This is a genomic window from Desulfobacter vibrioformis DSM 8776 (genome assembly GCF_000745975.1).
In the GTDB taxonomy this organism is placed as follows: Bacteria; Desulfobacterota; Desulfobacteria; order Desulfobacterales; family Desulfobacteraceae; genus Desulfobacter; species Desulfobacter vibrioformis.
Window position 1 is genome coordinate 88505 of the sequence record NZ_JQKJ01000012.1, and the last position, 18056, is coordinate 106560.

Genomic DNA, 18056 nt, shown 5'->3' on the forward strand with positions numbered 1-18056 from the left:
GTCCAATGGGGGTTAAAATTTTTTCTTGACACAACCCTTATCGGAATTTATGATTATGATCAAATGATCATAACGAGGAAAAAACATGCCAAGACCCAAGCGACCCCGATGTATTGCATCCGAACCGGCCATTAAGGGGTTCAAGCCCAGAGGAACAGTGGAGACTGGAGAAGTCATCCTTTCCCTGGAAGAATTTGAAGCTCTCAGACTCATAGATTATGAGGGCATGGACCAGTCCGGCGTTGCGCAGGTTATGGATGTTTCCCGACAGACCGTAGGAAGGGTTCTGAAAAGCGCTCGCTATAAAATTGCTGAATCGCTGGTTACAGCCAAACGGCTTACGGTCCAGGGCGGTTGCTATGAGATGCGGGGCCGGGGAAAGGGCAGGGGGTGGCGGCATGGGTGCAGAAAACCACCAGAACGTTAAAGGAGATTATAACTATGAACAACGAACAGATCCTTTCCGAAAGCCTTGAAGACTATCTTGAAGCCATACTGGAACTTCAGACCATGAATACGGTTGCCCGGTCAAAAGATATTGCCGCAAAACTGAATATCAAATGCGGGTCTGTTACCGGCACCCTCAAAAAACTGGCTGACCGGAAGCTGATCAATTACGAGCCCTACGGCTATATCACCCTGACCCCCAAAGGCGCTAAAATCGCAAAAGAGGTTACAACCCGTCATAATGTGTTCAAGCATTTTTTATTCAAACATGTAGAGCTGGATGAAAATATCGCTGAACAAACCGCATGCCGTATGGAACATGCCATGAACCATAAAAATTTTATGAAATTCAAGGTGTTTGTTACAAAACTGGATGCCTGATACTCAACCATATCGCTTTTATGAAATCAGAAACAGGCTTAACTGCGGCCAGTAGGTGATGATGAGTACAGACAGCAGCAGCACCAGCATAAAAGGGATTGTGGCCCGATAAATTTCAACAATGGGTTTGTTGAACCGATAACTTGCAATGAACAGGTTCATGCCCACGGGCGGGGTGAAGTATCCGATCTGCATGTTCGCCAGAAAAATAATCCCTAAATGAACCGGATGTACCCCGTATTCCAGGGCCACGGGCAGCATGAGCGGCACCATGATGATAATGGCTGAAAAAATATCGAGCATGGCACCCAGAATCAGCAGGAAGATATTGAGCAGGATGAGAAACACCAGTTTGCTGGATACAAAGGTTTCGCAGAATTTGAACAGTTTCATGGGTGCTTCAACATCAATGAGATAGTTGGTCAGGGCCAAAGATACGCCTAAAATGAGCAGGATACCGCCCACCATGACCATGGATTCCCGGATGATGCCGGGCAGTTTTTTTAACGGGATTTCCCGGTAGATCAGCACTTCCACCACCAGAACATACATGGCCGTTACCGCGGCAGCCTCGGACACGGCAAAATATCCCGAATAGATCCCGAAAAATACAAACAGGGGCAACGGTACCTCCCAACCGGCTGCTTTAAGGGCCAAAAGGCAGTTTCTAACTGAAAACCGGATTAACGGCACCTGATTTCCCCGGTTGGCCCAGACGCTCCAGGCCGAAAGCATCACAATCATAAGAAGCGCCGGGAACAGACCGGCCAGGAAAAGGTTCTCAATGGAGACCTGCTCGCCGCCGTTCATCTGCTGGGCAATGATGCCGTAAAGGATCAGGGGCAAAGATGGGGGCAGCAGCAGTCCAAGACTGCCCGAAGTGGTCACCAGTCCCAGGCTGAAACGGTCCGTATATCCGGCCTGGGTCAGGGCCGGGTACAACAGCGCCCCCATGGCCACAATGGTCACCCCGGACGCCCCGGTAAATGCAGTGAACAGGGCGCATACCACAAAGGCCACAATGGCAAGTCCGCCGGGCATCCATCCCAGAAAGGCCCGGGTCAGCGTTACAAGCCGCTGGGAGGTATTGCTCTCCCCAAGGATATATCCGGCAAAGGTGAACAACGGCAGGGCCAGCAGGATAGGGGTATCTGCAATCCGGTACAACTCAATGGCCATGACCGACAGATCAATTTCAGACAAATGAAATCCGTACATGGCCGCAGCAATGATCACTGTGAACAAAGGCGCACCCATCAGGGCAAAAACAATGAGCAGACCGATAATTGTAAATGTCATGTTATGAATGTTTCAGGGGCAGGGGAGTGAATATTCTGATCAGATTTTCCATGAAAAACAGGGCATATCTGATGGTTATGATGCCGAATGCAAAGGGAATTACAAGTTCACAAATCCATATGGGCACCGAAAAAAAGGCCAGCATTCCGTCTGCCTTTTCCATGATGACAAACCGTGCACTGTGCCAGGTCATCAGCGCACAGACAATTGTTGTGAACAGGTAAACCAAAAGTGTTGTAACCCGTTTAAGACGCGCGCACAGATATTTGGAAACAATATCAATGCTGATGTGGTTATCTGTTCTTGAGGCCACCATGGCTCCGATAAGCCCCAGCCACAGCACCAGTACACGAACCAGGGGATCGGCCCACACCATCCCTGCATCAAAACCGTTTCTTAAAACGATCTGGAACACGGCAAGACCGATCATGAGCATCAACAGACTGACCAGCAGGGCATCTTCGATTTTATGGAGAATGGAAATCAGGCGTGACATGTGAATAATTTTCCGGGCTTATTGATTTTTACGGTACTGTTCAAGCAACGCATCCACCTTGTCGGCAGAATTTTTTGGCAGATTCCCGTCATCTATCATTTTTTGGGACGCTATGGCTGCGGCTGCCAGCCACTCATCCATCTGCTCCTTTGACGGATTGATTAATTTAATTCCCTGTTTTTTCAGCGCGTCAATCGCCTTTATATTGTCTTCCCGGTTCAAGCGGTCGATCTCTTTAAGGGACCGGTCCATAATTTCAGAAACCACTTTCTGGTCATCCGGTGAAATTTTATTAAATGTTTTTTTATCTATGGCAAAAACAGCATAAAGATAGAGCAATGGAAGATTGGTCATGTACTTTATTTCCGTGTGCCATTGGAGAACAACGGCACCCACCGGGGAGGTTCCCACGGTGTCAATGAGACCGGACTGGAGTCCTGTACGCACATCAGCCAGGGGCAGGGCAAAGGGGGAGATGCCGAAGCATTCCATTGAATCCACGGTCATTGTGTCATTATCCGGGACCCATATTTTGCACGCCTTGAGGTCGGCTATGGATGCAACGGGAGATTTGGACATGATATATGCAAAACCGCCACCCATGAGGGTAAAGCAGACAAATCCCGCATCGTCCAGACCTTTGATAATGTATTCATCCATGTGCCGGCGTACATAATCCACCTCTTCCTGGGATTTGAATTTCATGGGCTGGGCATAAATCTGGTTACCCGGAAAAAACGAGGATAGGCTACCTGACATGAGCGCGCCGCCCTGGAGCTGGTTTATGCGTATTTTTCGTAAAACAGCCTTGTCGTTTCCCATGACCCCGCCGGGATAAAATTTGAATTTCACACGATTATCCGTGGTCCTGGCAACCTTGCTGGCGCCTTCGCGCATTTTTTCCATCCACATGGAGCCTTCCGGCGAAATGGTGGCAATTTTTATGGTCAGGGCTTGTGCGGATACCGAACAAACCGTGATCATCAGTATAAAAGAAAATAATTTCAGGATGGGTTTGTTAAACATGGTTGAACTTCTCTCCGGTTTAAAAGTAGTCGTCAGCCTCAGCCAGAAGTTTTCCGGCCTGCTGCTGGGCATAGGTGTTTATCAGGGTATAGCCGTCAATGTTCGGGTCTGTATCCATCACTTCGTTGAGCAGGCGATCGAAAAGCTTCCGGTCAAACATCATTTTGGCGTACAATTTTGCATAGACAACCTTGGTCATCAGATTTTTGCCCCCGGAAATGGAAATGGCTTTTTCAAAATACTGCCTTCCCTGTTCAGGTTTTCCGCCCAGGGCCGGGGGAAGAAAGGTGGCAAGGGTACCCAGATACAAATAGGCGGCCCCGTCCTTATACGTTTCGTCCAGGGCAATGACCCGGCTCATAATGACTTCGATCCGGGCGATATCGGCCAGGGCATTGAAATCATCCTTATGGGCCATGATCCAGGAGGCCCAGGTCTTTCCCAGGGTAAACAGATATGGCAGATTGTCTTTTTCCATGGCATTTACAACAGTGCTGAACTGTTCAAAGGGCATCTGCTTTAAATCACAGGCATTGCTTTGGGCAAAGCAGGTTGCGTTCAAGGCGTAATTCATGGCTTTGTCTGCCAGTTTTCTTTTTCGTTCCCTGTCTGTGATAAAGACGTCTGAATAGGCAGTATAAAGCTGGGCGCCTGAAGAGAGCATGTCCGGGGAATCCGGGGCCTGGTCAATGAGGCTGTCAACCATGATCAGGTAGGCAGGCGCACCGGCTTCCACCATGGCCAGGTCATTATTATTCAGGATACTTCTGGACAAAGCGGTCATCATGTTGGATTTGACCCCGCATCCCTGGGCAAGGAAAATCAGCCCCCAGGACAGTATGCAAAAAACAATAGTCTTATATGCCCTTTTTTTAAAATGAGCCAGCATGAGCGTTTATCCTTTTTGTCCTATTTACCTTGAATTCAAGCGTAAAAGATCTTTATTAGGAATTAATTAAATTAAAAAATTAACGCAGAGAAGGTATCTTTTTTGAGGAAAAAAAGCAACCAGACAGAACGGTTGACAGAACTGTTGAGTGAACGGTTGATTCCAGGCAGGCCCAATCCGACAAAATCAAAAAATTATGGATATAATTGCTGTAAATCATGGTATAGTGCATGCAATTCATTGATTCCCAGAAAGAGTGACGTGATGCCTTTCAAAATGAGATCTGCCATGTTTTTAGAACGAAAAATCCTCCGGGTGTGGGCCTCAGTTTTGTTTTTTGTGTTAATCCTTTCCGCTACAGCACATACTGCCGGGCCGGTGGTGCATATCATTCCCGTTTCCGGGACTGTTGATCCGGGCATGGCCGCATACCTCAAACGGGTGGTCTCCTCCCTTGAAAAGGATGACTCCGCCATTCTGGTATTTGCCATGGATACCTTTGGGGGGCGGGTGGATGCCGCCTTTGACATTGTGGAAACCATCTGCACCGTGCCAAGACAGAGAACCATTGCTTATGTGGAAAAAAAAGCCATTTCCGCAGGCGCGCTGATTGCGCTTTCCGCAGGTTCCCTGGTCATGAAGGAAAACACCCTTATCGGTGACTGTGCGCCTATTCTCCAGACCAGTGAAGGTCACAAGGAAGCAGGCGAAAAAACCCAGACCGTACTCCGTGCACAGTTTCGAACCCTGGCCAAGCGGAACAATTATTCCCAAGTTTTGGCTGAATCCATGGTGTCCAAATCCATGGAAGTGTATAAAATTACCCGGGGAACGCATTCTGAATACATGGATAAAACCCAGTGGCAGGAGCTTTCCGAAAAAGAAAAGAAAGAAATTACCGATAAATCCACCATTGTCAGCCAAGGCGAGCTTTTGACCATGGATGACAAAGAGGCTTTTGAGCTGGGGTTTTCCCGCCAGAGTGTCACAACCCTTGATCAGGCCCTTGGCGTTCTGGGGTACGGGGCGTATCAAAAGGTCTATGTTACTGAAAATTGGTCAGAAACCTTTGTAAGATGGCTCCAGCCGTTTTTGCCGATTCTCATGATTTTAGGCATTGGTGCCGTGTATACGGAGATTAAGGCCCCGGGATTCGGCATTCCCGGTCTTGTGGGCATTATCTGTCTGGGACTGGTGTTTTTCAACCAGTACCTGGTTGGGCTTGCCAACTATACGGAAATTTTGGTGTTCATCATCGGGTTCCTGCTTCTGGGTATGGAGGTGCTTGTCCTGCCGGGGTTCGGCATCGCCGGGATCAGCGCCATCATTGTCCTGGCCGCAGGCCTTGTGCTCTCCTTTCAGGATTTTGTGCTGCCTGACCCAAGCCTGCCATGGCAGAGCGATCTGATGATAAAAAATCTGGGACTGGTCATGGGCAGCGCCTTTGGCGCGCTGGTGGTTTCGATGTCTGTGGTGCGTTTTGCTTTGCCCAAACTGTCAAAGGTGATTAAGGGACCGTATCTGGATGCCACACTCCGGGACTCTCGTGCCGAATCCGCCGAGTCATCAGGTATATGTGCCGGTGATCAAGGCATTTCCTTGACAACGTTGCGGCCTTCGGGCAAGGTCCGTATCAGTGACAGAAAAGTTGATGCCGTTACCCAGGGCGGTTTTATTGATCCTGGCACACCGGTCCGGGTGGCCCAGGTCACAGCAGGCCATGTAATTGTTGAAACGATTATGGAAAAGAGGGAAAAATGAGTGCCTGGATCCTGCCTTTGGTTCTCCAGATCATGGCAATGCTTACCGTTGTTGCCGAGGTCTTTGTGCCGTCCATGGGGCTTTTATCCATTATTGCCCTGGGCTTTACCGGATACTCCCTTTTCCTTGTGTTCAGTGCCTTTCCCATTTCAGCGTTTTATGCGGTCCTGGGGGCTGATCTGATTCTGCTTCCCGTGGTGTTTATTCTGGGATTTAAAATGCTGGCGGTTTCTCCTTTGTCCCTTAAAAAGAAATTATCCGCATCCCAGGGTGTGGTTTCCCAGTCCCCGGACCTTAAAAATTACCTGGACAGCACCGGACACAGCATCTCACCCCTTCGTCCGTCCGGAATAGCGCTGATTGGCGGTGTCCGCCTGGATGTGGTCACGGACGGGGAATTTATCGAGCCAGATGCGCCGTTAAGGGTCTGCAAGGTCACAGGCAACCAGGTGATTGTCTGCCGTCAGGAAAACAGTTGAATCAACGCGTTTAAAAGCGTTACATAATAATTTTAAAAAAGGTGGTTTAACATGCAGATGATGTCCATTCTTATTATCATTGCCGGCATTCTTGGCCTGGTGGTTGTTTACTTTGCATTTTCCTACATTGGCCTGTGGCTCCAGGCCCTGGTGTCAGGGGCCCGGGTGGGGCTGTTCAACATTATTTTCATGCGGTTCAGGAAAGTGCCGTCCAAGCTGATCGTGGAATCCAAGATTATGGCTGTGAAAGCCGGGATTGATATTGCCACGGACAGTCTTGAATCCCATTTCCTTGCCGGCGGCAATGTGTCCCGGGTGATCCAGGCACTGATTGCTGCGGACAAGGCCAATATTGACCTTCCTTTTAACCGGGCCGCTGCCATTGACCTTGCCGGCCGGGACGTGCTGGAAGCCGTACAGATGTCGGTCAACCCTAAAGTGATTGAAACCCCACTTGTGGCGGCCATGGCCAAGGACGGTATCCAGCTCAAAGCCATTTCCAGGGTTACGGTGCGGGCCAATATTGACCGTCTGGTGGGCGGGGCCGGCGAAGAGACCATCCTGGCCCGTGTGGGCGAGGGCATTGTTACCACCATTGGTTCGGCTGTCACCCATAAACAGGTCCTGGAAAATCCGGACACCATTTCCAAAACCGTTTTAAGCAAGGGGCTGGATGCAGGCACTGCCTACGAAATCCTCTCCATTGATATCGCGGACGTGGATGTGGGCAAAAACATCGGCGCAGAACTTGAAACCGACCGGGCCGAGGCAGACAAGAAGATTGCCCAGGCCAAGGCCGAGGAAAAACGGGCCATGGCCTATGCCCAGGAACAGGAGATGAAGGCCCGGGTTCAGGAAATGCGAGCCAAGGTGGTGGAGGCAGAAGCCCAGGTCCCCCTGGCCATAGCCGAGGCGTTTAGAAGCGGCAATCTTGGGATCATGGACTATTATAAGATGCAGAATATCAGCGCAGACACCCGGATGAGGGACACCATTGCCACCCCGGATCAGCCTGATGAGCCGCTCAAATAACACCGAAAACAAAATTAGGATAACAACATGGATTTTGGTGATATTATTACTTTGATTTTATTTCTGGCGTTTATTGTGCCTCCTTTTTTGAAAAGAAAAAAGACAACCAAGGCGCAAGAATCAGGCCAATCAAAGCCGAGCGGATTTTCCCTTCTGGGAAAGATACGTGAGGCACTTAAAGAAGCGGCCCGGGAAATGGAAGCCCAGGCTGAGCAGGCCCGGAAAAAAGAGGCGTCCGGGCAGAGCAACCGCCGCCGGGAACCCCAAAGCCGCTCCGTTGACCTGACCGGGGAAGAATCTGTAACTCAAACCTTCTGGGATGAAATTGATGACAGCAAAGAATTGGATTTTTATCCCGGTAAACCGAATGTCCAAGTCCTTGGGCCGATTGAGCCTGTTCATGAAAAACCGCGTTGTCTTTCCACAAAAAAAGAACCCCGCAGAAAAGCCGTCAGGATGTCGGAAACAAGGGGGTCAAGATCTTTAACCCAAAAATCTTTTGGGCATGATGCCATACAGACAAGTTGCCTCAGATCAGGTCCAAGACGACTGCCGGCCCGGTCCCGGGGGCTTCAGCAGGCTGTAGTCTGGAAGGAAATTCTTGGAAAACCCGTTGCGTTAAGGGATTAGTATTTGTTTAGGGCACTTTGGGGGAGATAATTTAAGAAAAAGTGTTCAATCATACCATTATGATTGAACACTTTTATAGATCCGGATGTATTATCCTTTACGTGTTCCGTCGTCAGACTTTCCTCTGTCTTTTCTTTCCAAAAGCATCCGTTAATTTAAGCGCATAAAACACCATCTCCGGGGTAACGGGTATGGGTTCATTGTGAATGGATTCGCCTTCCTTACACGCCGATTGTGCCACCTTCATCAGGTCTGCGTCTGAAATATCCGATAAACCGATGTCCCCAAGCGTTGTCGGCAGCCCAACGGCTTCACAAAAGGAAAACACGTCATTAATTACATCCATTGGTTTATCCGTAAGGAAAAGTGAAGCCAATGTTCCAATGGCTACCTTTTCGCCGTGGAAATGATTTTGCGTTTGTTCCAGCACGGTCAACCCATTATGAATGGCATGGGCAGCCGCAAGACCGCCGCTCTCGAACCCTAAACCGCTCAACAATGTGTTTGCTTCCACAATATGTTCCAACGCCGGTGTTATTGCATGGTTTTCACAGGCCAATGTGGCAAGATGTCCGTATTCAATAAGCGTCTTGTAGCAAAGTTCTGCCAATGCAACTGCAGTAATGGAACATAGGTCTCCCGCCATATTTTTTGCATATTTCGTTTTACACGATTCAGCTTCAAACCATGTGGCGAGGGCGTCACCCATTCCTGAGACTATAAATCTGGCAGGGGCTTGTGCAATTATCTTTGTATCCACCAAAACAAGATCGGGATTTTTAGGAAGCATCAAATACCGCTTAAATGATCCTGTTTGCGTGTAGATCACTGAAAGCGCACTGCATGGTGCATCCGTGGAGGCAATGGTTGGTACCACAGCAACCGGGCGATTTAATTTATAAGCAACCGCTTTTGCCGTATCTACTGTTTTTCCCCCGCCAATTCCGACGATTACGTCTGCCTCCTGGGTTTCAGCAATGGAAGACAGTCTGTCTATTTCTTCATCCGAACACTGCCTATTAAATTTTTCAGCCTTGATCCGGATAACTTTTTGAATATCATTTTGGAGGATGGGTAACCTCTTTTCAAAGAAAAAAGGAGTGCATATGGCAAAACCCTTTTGCCCGAATCGAGATAACTCTGTGCCCAATCTTTTAATGGAATCCGCACCTTGAATGTAACGGCCGGGGAACAATGTTGTACTTATCATGTTTTTTCCTTCTTTCAATAGCATACCGATTGAATCAAGAGCGCGATTTTTTGCCTTCCCTGCATTTTTATCTGTGTCCTGTATGGGCGGGTGAAAGCCCCCCTGTCCGTGAGTCTTGTTAGCACAAGTATTTGCCGAAAACAAGGGCGGAGCCGTGATGGACCACAAGTGTTGTTAAATGAAGATAAATCTTGTATTTTCAATATGTTCATGCGGTTCAGGAAAGTGCCGTCCAAGCTGATCGTGGAATCGAAGATCATGGCCGTGATCTGGTAAAATAAATTGACAAGCAACAAGCTAAAAGTATACCTTATCGACATTGCGGAAGCACGCGGCTCGCTGGTGGGGCCCTCGGACTTCAAATCCGATGTGGGGAGTTAATACCTTCCCGGGTAGGTTCGATTCCTATGTGCTTCCGCCATTTTTGTAAGCACTATGTAAGCAGTTCAAGCGTTTTTTAATGATCTTCTGATAGTTTTTTCCTGCACCCCTCACCCCAAAACATTTGCCATGCCCCAACGGTATGCCCACCTTGCAGACAAGCGGATTCAACAAGGCGGTAATGCTATCGGGAATGCCATTAAAAAAAGCCTTGATGTCTAAAAGCGAAAATGATCTAACTCAAAAGGTTGTGAATCTTGAATCTAAAAGATAGAATGAAATAGGTTGCCATGAGCCCAACAATATTACGTGAAAAAGGATATCGGTTCTTCTTTTTCTCTCGGGAAGAAACAAGAATGCATGTGCATGTTAACTGTGAAAATGGAGAGACAAAATTCTGGCTGGAACCTGAAATCGAATTAGCCCAAAATTACCGTTTATCCAGATTGGAACTTAAACAAATTGAAAAAATAATCGAGGATAATTATGAACAGTTTAAAGCCGCTTGGCAAAGACATTTCAGGAGTTGAAGTGACCAATATTTCTACCCATGGAATCTGGTTGCTGTCCGGGGACAAGGAATTATTTCTCAGTTATGATCAATTCCCTTGGTTTAAGGACGTTCCTATTGGAAAGATAATTAATGTTGAAGAACCAAGCCTGGGCCATTTCTATTGGCCAGATCTTGATGTCGATTTGGGGATTGAATCTATTGAACATCCCGAACGCTTCCCACTTGTTTCCAAAGGGAATGCTATCTCCTCAAATTTAGAAACCGCATAACACGGCTTCATGATGCGGATAATGCCGACGCAGGGAAGCGGATGTAAATTTAGGTTTCCCCATGTATTCCCGCCGTTTGATTCCCTTGTATACATGTCAAGATGTGCCGGTACAATTCACATGCGGGTTACCCTTCCCCCATGCCTTGTTTTATATACTTAATTTTTCTGGAAAAATGTCCGGAATAAAAAGGAAAGAGTGATCATATGCACGCCCATGAACTGGCCTCAGATATTTACAGGCTTTTTGCCGCGTTGCGCGATATAAGACCCTTGGTCCATGTGGTGACCAACTTTGTGGTAATGAACCAGACCGCCAATGCGCTTCTGGCCCTTGGGGCATCTCCCATGATGTCCTGGGCAGACCAGGATGCAGCGTATATGTCCGGTGTATCGGACGCCCTTTGCATCAACACCGGCACCCCGGTTCCCGAGCGGATTTCAGTCATGAAATCCTTGATGTCCCTTGCCGGGGACGCTGGAAAGCCCGTTGTTCTGGACCCTGTGGGTGCAGGTGCCGGGCCCTTTCGCACGGACATTGCCCGGGAACTTTGCGCCTTTGCCCCGGCAAAAATCATCCGGGGCAACCCTTCGGAAATCTGCGCCCTGGCTGCGGGTCATTTATCCACCAAGGGGGTGGAAACCGGGATCTCCCCGGAACAGGCCAGGGCCATTCTGACCGGTCATGGCCGGCCCGACCGCAATTCTGATGGTTTGCCAGGCGGTGCAACAGCGCTTCTTGGATCCGCATCCGCGCTTGTTGTCAGCGGGAAAACAGATATGGTGATGGGACAGGGCAAGATGGTCAGGATCGCCAACGGATCCGAACTCATGGGCGCGGTAACCGGTACCGGCTGCATGCTTTCCGCCATCTGCGCCGGGTTTTATGCCGTGGCTGAAAATGGTTTTGACGCTGCCGTTGCAAGCGTCGCTGTTACCGGCATTGCCGGAGAACTGGCTGCGGCCCGGGTGAACGGTCCTGGTTTTTTTCTGCCCCATTTCATGGACAGTTTGTACGCCCTTAGCGAAGCGGATATCCATGAACATTTAAGGGCTGAAGTTCACTGCCTGGATTAAAGTATATACAGGAAACCATTATGGCCGATGTAAAAGCCGATTTAAAAGAAGATCAAAAGACGTCACCCGGGAAAGGCATGTCTTTTAAACGCATTCTATCTGCGCTGGGACCTGCCTGGATCATCAGTGCCGTGGCTGCCGGGCCGGGAACCACCTTGAGTGTTGCCAAGGCCGGCGGGACCTATGGCTATGATTTTTTATGGGTGGTGGTGCTCAGTGTGGTGCTGGCCTTTGTCTGCCAGTACATGGCAGCCAAGACCGCCCTTATCGGGGGCCGGGGGATTGTTTCCATTGTGCAGGATAAATGGGGTAGTCTGCCTGCCTGGTTTGTAACCCTGGACGCCCTTGCCGTGATCTGGCTTTGCAATGTGGTACTGTTAAAAATTCTGGTTGCCGTGACCGGATATGTATCCGGCCTTGCCGTTCCCTGGTGGGGCATTGTGTTTACCGTTGCCTTCTATGTTCTGGTGGCCCACGGCGGATACCGGATTGTTGAGATGTTGTGCAAGATTATTGTCTCTTTGCTTGTGGGCTGTTTTATCGGTACCCTTTTTATTGCAAAGCCGGACCTGGGCATGGCCCTTGGCGGGCTTTGGCCGGATCTTTCCCATTTGGGAAAAGCCGAGATCCTGATGATGACCGCTATCATGGGCGGTTCCATCCATGTGACCATTTTGTCCATGCAGACCTATACTGTGCATGAAAAAGGATGGGGGGTGGCAGATCTGGGAACAGCCCGTTTAGATACGGCACTTTCGCTTCTCGGGGCATTCGGGCTGTATTGCACAGCCATCTATCTGACCGGAGCCTGTGTGCTTCACCCGGCAGGTATCCATGTGAATACCCTTTTTGAAATGGCTGATGCCATTACGCCGCTTTTGGGAACCTATGCCCATGGCTTCTTCTGCCTGGGGATCTGGTGTGCCGTGTTTTCAACGATTATGCCCACCTTTATTGCCGCGGCCTATGTACTTGGGGATAAAATGAACTGGGATATGCGCCCCCAAAGCCGCCGGTACCGGCTGACAATTCTGGCCGGGTGCCTTATTGCCCTTCCCGGCGCCTTTCTTTCCGGCAGGCCGGTGAACCTTTTGCTGATCATGCTGGCGTTGTCATTTCTGGGCACACCGCTTTTTGTGGGAATATTTTTATGGCTGCTCAACGATAAACGCTGGGCAAGGCAGTACAGAAACGGTCCAGTGCTGAATATCGCAGGGGGCTGCGCCCTGCTGGTTACCCTGTTTTTAGGGATAAAGTGGGTTTGGGGGATTTAGGCGCCATCTCTCTGTATATGGTCAGGCTGTATATGGTCAGGATCTGATTTGGGCCGGGCAGAAGACCATGCCCGGCCTAAAGCAGTTATGCCATAGATCCGAATTTCTGTTCAAAGGCGCAGGCAACGAGTTCCACGGCCTGGGACGCATCCTTGAGGTGCCTTAAGTTGACGACCAGATCAAATTCATCCGGATTGGCCTCATCCTTCTGGTATACACTTTTAAAAAAGGCCTTCTGTTCCTTGTCCATGGTTTTTATCCGGTTTTCAGCCTGTTCCCAGGAGATGCCAAGCAACCCTGACAGCCTTGAAATCCGGTATTCCCTGCCGGCAATGAATCTGACAGCCAGGACTTTGTCCCTGGGAAGAATTAGATGGGTGCCCCTTCCCACAAAGATGGTGGGCTCCAGCCCTGCCATGGCGGTCACGGTTTTTGCAAGCTGTCTTGCATAGTCGCTTTTTAAATAGGTTTTTTCGCTGATCAGCATGGTAAACAATTCACTCATGATTCCAGGATACCGTTCATCAAAATATTCCACGGCTTTTTGGGTCAGATCCTTTTCTTTGGCCATGAACTCCAGGATTTCCCGGTCAATCACCCGGAACGGCAGCCGTTCGGCTAAAAGATCAGCGATTTTAAGGGCACCCACCCCGATTTGCCGGGAGAAGCAGATGCAGGGGAAAATGCCGTCTTTCGGCTGTCTCTGTGGCTTATTTTCAGGTGTCCGGTTCCAGTTCTTAACATTGATTTCCGCCCAGGCAGCAGCACCCAGCCTTTTTTTACCGTAATCACCGGGCGAATATCCTGTTTTGGATTCTTTTGTCATAATTTCCCCCTCTTTTTTTATAAGGTCAGCATAAAAAATTACGAGCTACACTAACCTTACATAGCAATAAAAATGCCATGGGGAATTTTCATATGAAACTAGAGACAAGATACAGGAAACAAGAGAGTGAAGCGCCTGGGGCGCCCATTTAGCCCTGCATTGCTGCTGCCGTAAGTTTCATTGTTTGTGGTGGGCTTGCGTCTGTTTTTTTTCCCATGTGTAAATTCTGTGGACAGGTTCGCCAGGTAGATACATGGGTCTGTTTGAACTATAAATCTCCCAGGGCATACTGGGCGGATTTCAGGGTATTTTTCATGAGCATGGCAATGGTCATGGGGCCTACGCCGCCGGGAACAGGGGTTATTTTGCCTGCAATTTCCCTGGCTGCATCAAAGTCCACGTCACCTTTGAGGATGGCTTTTCCGGTGGTTTCGTTTATACCCACACGGTTCACGCCCACGTCAATAACCGTGGCGCCCGGTTTGATCCATTCGGGTTTGACAAGACCAGGCACGCCAGCCGCAACAATGAGGATATCAGCGCGTTTGCAATGGGCGGCAAGATCTTTGGTCCTTGTATGAACAAGGGTTACCGTGGCGTCGGCACAACTACCTTTTTGGGCCATCATCATGGCAATGGGTTTGCCGACTATATTGGAACGCCCCACCACCACAACCTGGGCTCCGCAGGTCTGTGTTCCGGAACGGACAAGCATCTCCTGGATACCGGCCGGGGTGCAGGGCAGGAATCTGGCATCATCACCGCCGATCATCAGACGACCGACGTTAACGGGATGGAATGCATCCACGTCCTTGTCCGGATTGATGGCGTTAATTACTTTTTTTTCATCAATATGTCCGGGCAGCGGCAACTGGACCAGAATACCGTGGATATCCGGGTCATTATTGTATTTATGGATCAACGCCAGCAGATCTGCTTCGGAAATATCCCCGGGCTGATCATCCTGAATTTCATTAAATCCGACAGACAAGGCTGTTTTTACCTTCAAGGTGACATAGCTGACAGATGCCGGGTTTTTGCCCACAAGGATGGTGACCAGACCAGGCACTTTGCCGTGTTTGGCCTTCATCTTTTCAACATCTGCCTTAATTTCAGCCAGAATCGCTTTTCTTATCTCGGTTCCGCTAATGATTTCTGCGGTCATGCTGTTCTCCTGATATGATCCGGCAAAGGAGAAAAAGGCGGACAGGGCCGTTTTCTTTGCCGGATTAGTTAAATTATAATCTTAGAATATACCCTGAACCTTGCCGGTTTCAACATCAACATCAATGCGTTTAAAGGCCGGGTTGGAACCGGTGCCCGGCATCAGAGAGATATCTCCGGCAACGGGAACGATGAACCCCGCACCTCTGTAAGTCAGGACTTCACGGATGGCCAGTCTCCAGCCTGTGGGCACACCCTTGAGCCCAGGGGTGTCGGACAAAGACAGGTGGGTTTTCACCATGCACACCCCCATCTTGGAAACTTCCGGGTCCGCCTGGAGCGCAGCCAGTTTCCTGTCGGCAACAGGAGAGTAATCAACACCGTCGGCCCCGTAAACTTCTTTGGCAATAAGTTCGATTCTTTGTTTAAGCGGCATATCCAGCATGTAGAGGAATTTGAATTCTGTTTTTTCCTCGCATGCCTCCACAACGGCCCGGGCAAATTCAATGGCACCATCGCCGCCTTTTTCCCAGTGGCGGGAAAGGGCCACCCGTGCCCCTTCAGCCTTGACCAGCTCACGAACCTTGGCGATTTCAGCATCCGTATCCGTATAAAAGGCATTGATGCAGACCACCGGAGAGATACCGGCTTTACGCACGTTGCGGATGTGATGGATGAGATTGACGCATCCTTTTTCAACCCATTCAACGTTTTCAGTGCTGTACGCCTGGGGCATGGGTTTACCCGGAACAGGCACAGGTGCGCCGCCGTGGCACTTCAGGGCACGGATCGTTGCAACAATCACAGCACAGTCAGGTGTCAGCCCGGAGTACCGGCATTTCAGGTTCCAGAATTTTTCAAAACCAATGCCGGCGCCAAAGCCTGATTCGGTCACGTGATAGTCAGCCAGTTTCAAGCCGACTTTATCCGCAATGATGGAGCTCTGGCCAATGGCGATGTTGGCGAAAGGCGCTGCATGAACGATAACAGGCTGGCCTTCCAGGGTCTGCATTAAAGAGGGTTTCATGGCATCAACCATCCAGGCGGTCATGGCACCGGCAACCTTTAAGTCTTCGGTGGTGACAGGTGCGCCTTTTTTGGTGTATGCCACAACGATTTTACCCATTCTTTCACGCAGGTCTTTAAGGTCAGTGGCCAGGGACAGGATGGCCATCACTTCCGAAGACACGGCAATGCCGAATTTGGATTTCATCATGAAACCGTCGAACTTGCCGTTTACGTCGTCAATACCGATGATGATGTTACGCAACGCCTGGCAGCAGAAATCTATGACCCAGCCCATTTCAATGTTGGTGGGATCAATGTCGATTCTCTTCATGCCCGAGAGGCGTTCCAGTTGCTCGTCCGTATAGTTTCTTTCATGCTGTAACCGAGAGGTCAGGGCAACCATGGCCAGGTTGTGGGCGTTCATGATGGCGTTGATGTCGCCGGTAAATCCCAGGGAAAAGGGCGTCAACGGAATGCACTGGGAAAGACCGCCGCCTGCAGCAGACCCCTTGATATTCATGGTCGGGCCCCCCGAAGGTTGACGGATGGCTGCACAAACCCGTTTACCAAGTTTTCCAAGGCCCTGTACCAAACCGATGACAGAGGTGGATTTGCCTTCGCCAAGCGGGGTGGGGGTGATGGCGGTGACATCAATATACTTTCCGTTGGGCTTATCTTTAAGACGGTCAAGTACTGTCATGGAATCAATTTTACCAATGTAATGTCCATGGGGCAGCAGTTCTTCTTTGGTCAATCCGAGTTTTTCACCGATTTCATAAATGGTGAGCATTTTTTTTTCCGCATCTTCTGCAATTTCCCAATCCGCATGCTGGGTTGGATCTAAGGCCATGGCAAAACTCCTTTACTTTATTTATCAAGGGCGGCAATTGTGGTGTCAAGCATCCTGTTGGAATACCCCCACTCATTGTCAAACCATGCCTGAATTTTTACAAGCCGTGATCCCGATACCCGGGTCTGGGGCAGATCAACAATGGCGGATCTGGGATCATGGTTAAAATCACAGGACACCAGCTGTTCATCATTCACCCCTAGGATGCCGCTTAAATCCGATTCTGCTGCCCGGGCCAGCAGGTCATTGACCTGGTCCGCATCTGTGTCCGACGCCACCACAAGGGTAATGTCCATGATGGAAACATTGGTGGTGGGAACCCGGATGGCCAGGGTTTCAAATCTGTTGTCCAGATGGGGCAGAATCCTGCCGATCCCCTTTGCAAGGGAAGTGGTCACCGGAATAATGGACTGCAGGGCAGACCTGGTTTTGCGCAGATCCGTATTATATGCGTCAATCACAGGCTGGTCGTTCATGGCAGAATGAATGGTGGTGATTGAACCGCTGTCAATGCCAAGCACAGCGTCAATGACGCTTAAGATGGGAATCAGGCAGTTCGAGGTGCAGGAGGCATTGGAAATAACCGCATGTCCGGCTTTCAGGCTGTTGTGATTCACCCCGTATATAATGGTTGCATCCATTTCATCTTTGCCGGGGTGGGAATAAATAACCTTTGCAGCACCGGACAGGATATGCTGTTTGGCGGCCTGCCGGTCATTGAAAATACCGGTGCAGTCCAGAACTGCGTCCACCCCGAGAGCCTTCCAGGGCAGGTCCTCAATATTTTTTTCCTGGAGCAGACAGATCTCATCGGTTTCAATGGTCATACCCCGGGCGGTTTTGTTGATCTCTCCGGGAAATCGTCCATGGGTGGAATCAAACCGGGTCAGATGAAACACCGTATCCGGGTGCCAGGCTTCATTAACGGCCACAAGGCAAAGCTTTTCTCTGTATGCCCTGGATTCGTAAAGGGCACGTACTACGCAACGTCCGATCCTCCCATATCCGTTCACTGCTATCTTATATGCCATTGCCAGACTTCCT

Annotated in this window: 19 protein-coding genes and 1 tRNA gene; 11 read left to right on the forward strand and 9 right to left on the reverse strand. The window is 49.7% G+C overall.

Features of this window, described 5'->3' with window-relative positions:
• The first annotated feature begins 85 nt into the window (after nucleotides 1-85).
• Both Q366_RS09330 and Q366_RS09335 read left to right on the forward strand, forming a co-directional pair.
• On the forward strand, nucleotides 86-427 hold the full coding sequence (locus tag Q366_RS09330) for a DUF134 domain-containing protein (RefSeq protein WP_035238352.1): 342 nt from the start codon (nucleotides 86-88) through the stop codon (nucleotides 425-427).
• 14 nt (nucleotides 428-441) lie between these two features.
• Nucleotides 442-828 carry a metal-dependent transcriptional regulator gene (locus Q366_RS09335; RefSeq protein ID WP_035238353.1) on the forward strand — a complete coding sequence of 129 codons (387 nt, stop codon included), beginning with the start codon at nucleotides 442-444 and terminating at the stop codon, nucleotides 826-828.
• A gap of 18 nt (nucleotides 829-846) precedes the next feature.
• On the opposite strand, the gene Q366_RS09340 is transcribed toward Q366_RS09335, so the two are convergent.
• Genes Q366_RS09340 through Q366_RS09355 form a run of 4 tightly spaced genes read right to left on the reverse strand, consistent with a single transcriptional unit; the run spans nucleotide 847 to nucleotide 4538 of the window.
• Nucleotides 847-2127: a TRAP transporter large permease gene (locus Q366_RS09340; protein ID WP_035238355.1), complete on the reverse strand. Its 1281-nt coding sequence runs from the start codon at nucleotides 2125-2127 to the stop codon at nucleotides 847-849.
• Between the two features lies 1 nt (nucleotide 2128).
• Nucleotides 2129-2623 (reverse strand): TRAP transporter small permease, encoded by a 495-nt coding sequence (locus Q366_RS09345; RefSeq protein WP_035238357.1) that lies wholly within the window; start codon nucleotides 2621-2623, stop codon nucleotides 2129-2131.
• 18 nt (nucleotides 2624-2641) lie between these two features.
• A complete protein-coding gene (locus Q366_RS09350) occupies nucleotides 2642-3649 on the reverse strand; it encodes a TRAP transporter substrate-binding protein (protein WP_035238359.1) in 1008 nt (335 codons plus the stop codon).
• A gap of 19 nt (nucleotides 3650-3668) precedes the next feature.
• Nucleotides 3669-4538 (reverse strand): TRAP transporter TatT component family protein, encoded by an 870-nt coding sequence (locus Q366_RS09355; protein ID WP_035238361.1) that lies wholly within the window; start codon nucleotides 4536-4538, stop codon nucleotides 3669-3671.
• 288 nt (nucleotides 4539-4826) lie between these two features.
• On the opposite strand from Q366_RS09355, the gene Q366_RS09360 reads away from it, so the two are divergent.
• Genes Q366_RS09360 through Q366_RS09375 form a run of 4 tightly spaced genes read left to right on the forward strand, consistent with a single transcriptional unit; the run spans nucleotide 4827 to nucleotide 8440 of the window.
• On the forward strand, nucleotides 4827-6299 hold the full coding sequence (locus tag Q366_RS09360; protein ID WP_035238456.1) for an NfeD family protein: 1473 nt from the start codon (nucleotides 4827-4829) through the stop codon (nucleotides 6297-6299).
• Entirely contained in the window at nucleotides 6296-6778 is a 483-nt protein-coding gene (locus Q366_RS09365) for an NfeD family protein (protein WP_035238363.1), read from the forward strand. Before Q366_RS09360 ends, Q366_RS09365 begins: the two co-directional genes overlap by 4 nt.
• A 51-nt stretch (nucleotides 6779-6829) precedes the next feature.
• On the forward strand, nucleotides 6830-7810 hold the full coding sequence (floA, locus tag Q366_RS09370; RefSeq protein ID WP_035238367.1) for a flotillin-like protein FloA: 981 nt from the start codon (nucleotides 6830-6832) through the stop codon (nucleotides 7808-7810).
• A 27-nt stretch (nucleotides 7811-7837) separates the two neighbouring features.
• Complete coding sequence (locus tag Q366_RS09375; protein WP_035238370.1) at nucleotides 7838-8440, forward strand: hypothetical protein; 603 nt, start codon at nucleotides 7838-7840, stop codon at nucleotides 8438-8440.
• A 112-nt stretch (nucleotides 8441-8552) separates the two neighbouring features.
• Here Q366_RS09375 and Q366_RS09380 read toward each other — a convergent pair whose 3' ends face one another.
• Nucleotides 8553-9794, reverse strand: a complete 1242-nt coding sequence (locus tag Q366_RS09380) for a glycerol dehydrogenase (protein ID WP_245619917.1) — start codon at nucleotides 9792-9794, stop codon at nucleotides 8553-8555.
• 179 nt (nucleotides 9795-9973) lie between these two features.
• On the opposite strand from Q366_RS09380, the gene Q366_RS09385 reads away from it, so the two are divergent.
• The 5 genes from Q366_RS09385 to Q366_RS09400 all read left to right on the forward strand — a co-directional run bounded on the left by Q366_RS09385 (nucleotide 9974) and on the right by Q366_RS09400 (nucleotide 13164).
• Nucleotides 9974-10071 (forward strand) — tRNA-Sec (locus Q366_RS09385).
• A 316-nt stretch (nucleotides 10072-10387) separates the two neighbouring features.
• The gene (locus Q366_RS22345) at nucleotides 10388-10561 is read left to right on the forward strand and encodes a DUF4160 domain-containing protein (RefSeq protein WP_425388311.1); all 174 of its coding nucleotides are present in this window, start codon (nucleotides 10388-10390) and stop codon (nucleotides 10559-10561) included.
• A complete protein-coding gene (locus tag Q366_RS09390) occupies nucleotides 10518-10814 on the forward strand; it encodes a DUF2442 domain-containing protein (protein ID WP_035238375.1) in 297 nt (98 codons plus the stop codon). The genes Q366_RS22345 and Q366_RS09390 overlap by 44 nt, the downstream gene beginning before the upstream one ends.
• Before the next feature lie 206 nt (nucleotides 10815-11020).
• Nucleotides 11021-11890 carry a hydroxyethylthiazole kinase gene (locus tag Q366_RS09395; RefSeq protein WP_035238378.1) on the forward strand — a complete coding sequence of 290 codons (870 nt, stop codon included), beginning with the start codon at nucleotides 11021-11023 and terminating at the stop codon, nucleotides 11888-11890.
• Nucleotides 11891-11910: 20 nt separating this feature from the next.
• Nucleotides 11911-13164, forward strand: a complete 1254-nt coding sequence (locus tag Q366_RS09400) for an Nramp family divalent metal transporter (protein WP_035238381.1) — start codon at nucleotides 11911-11913, stop codon at nucleotides 13162-13164.
• An 85-nt stretch (nucleotides 13165-13249) separates the two neighbouring features.
• Here the strand turns inward: Q366_RS09400 and Q366_RS09405 are convergent, their stop codons facing one another.
• The 4 genes from Q366_RS09405 to Q366_RS09420 all read right to left on the reverse strand — a co-directional run bounded on the left by Q366_RS09405 (nucleotide 13250) and on the right by Q366_RS09420 (nucleotide 18043).
• Nucleotides 13250-13990 (reverse strand): cytidylate kinase-like family protein, encoded by a 741-nt coding sequence (locus tag Q366_RS09405; protein ID WP_035238383.1) that lies wholly within the window; start codon nucleotides 13988-13990, stop codon nucleotides 13250-13252.
• A 268-nt stretch (nucleotides 13991-14258) separates the two neighbouring features.
• A complete protein-coding gene (folD, locus tag Q366_RS09410) occupies nucleotides 14259-15155 on the reverse strand; it encodes a bifunctional methylenetetrahydrofolate dehydrogenase/methenyltetrahydrofolate cyclohydrolase FolD (RefSeq protein ID WP_035238385.1) in 897 nt (298 codons plus the stop codon).
• A gap of 81 nt (nucleotides 15156-15236) precedes the next feature.
• Nucleotides 15237-17012 (reverse strand): formate--tetrahydrofolate ligase, encoded by a 1776-nt coding sequence (locus tag Q366_RS09415; RefSeq protein WP_035238387.1) that lies wholly within the window; start codon nucleotides 17010-17012, stop codon nucleotides 15237-15239.
• 17 nt (nucleotides 17013-17029) lie between these two features.
• On the reverse strand, nucleotides 17030-18043 hold the full coding sequence (locus Q366_RS09420) for a type I glyceraldehyde-3-phosphate dehydrogenase (RefSeq protein WP_035238389.1): 1014 nt from the start codon (nucleotides 18041-18043) through the stop codon (nucleotides 17030-17032).
• Nucleotides 18044-18056 lie beyond the last annotated feature (13 nt).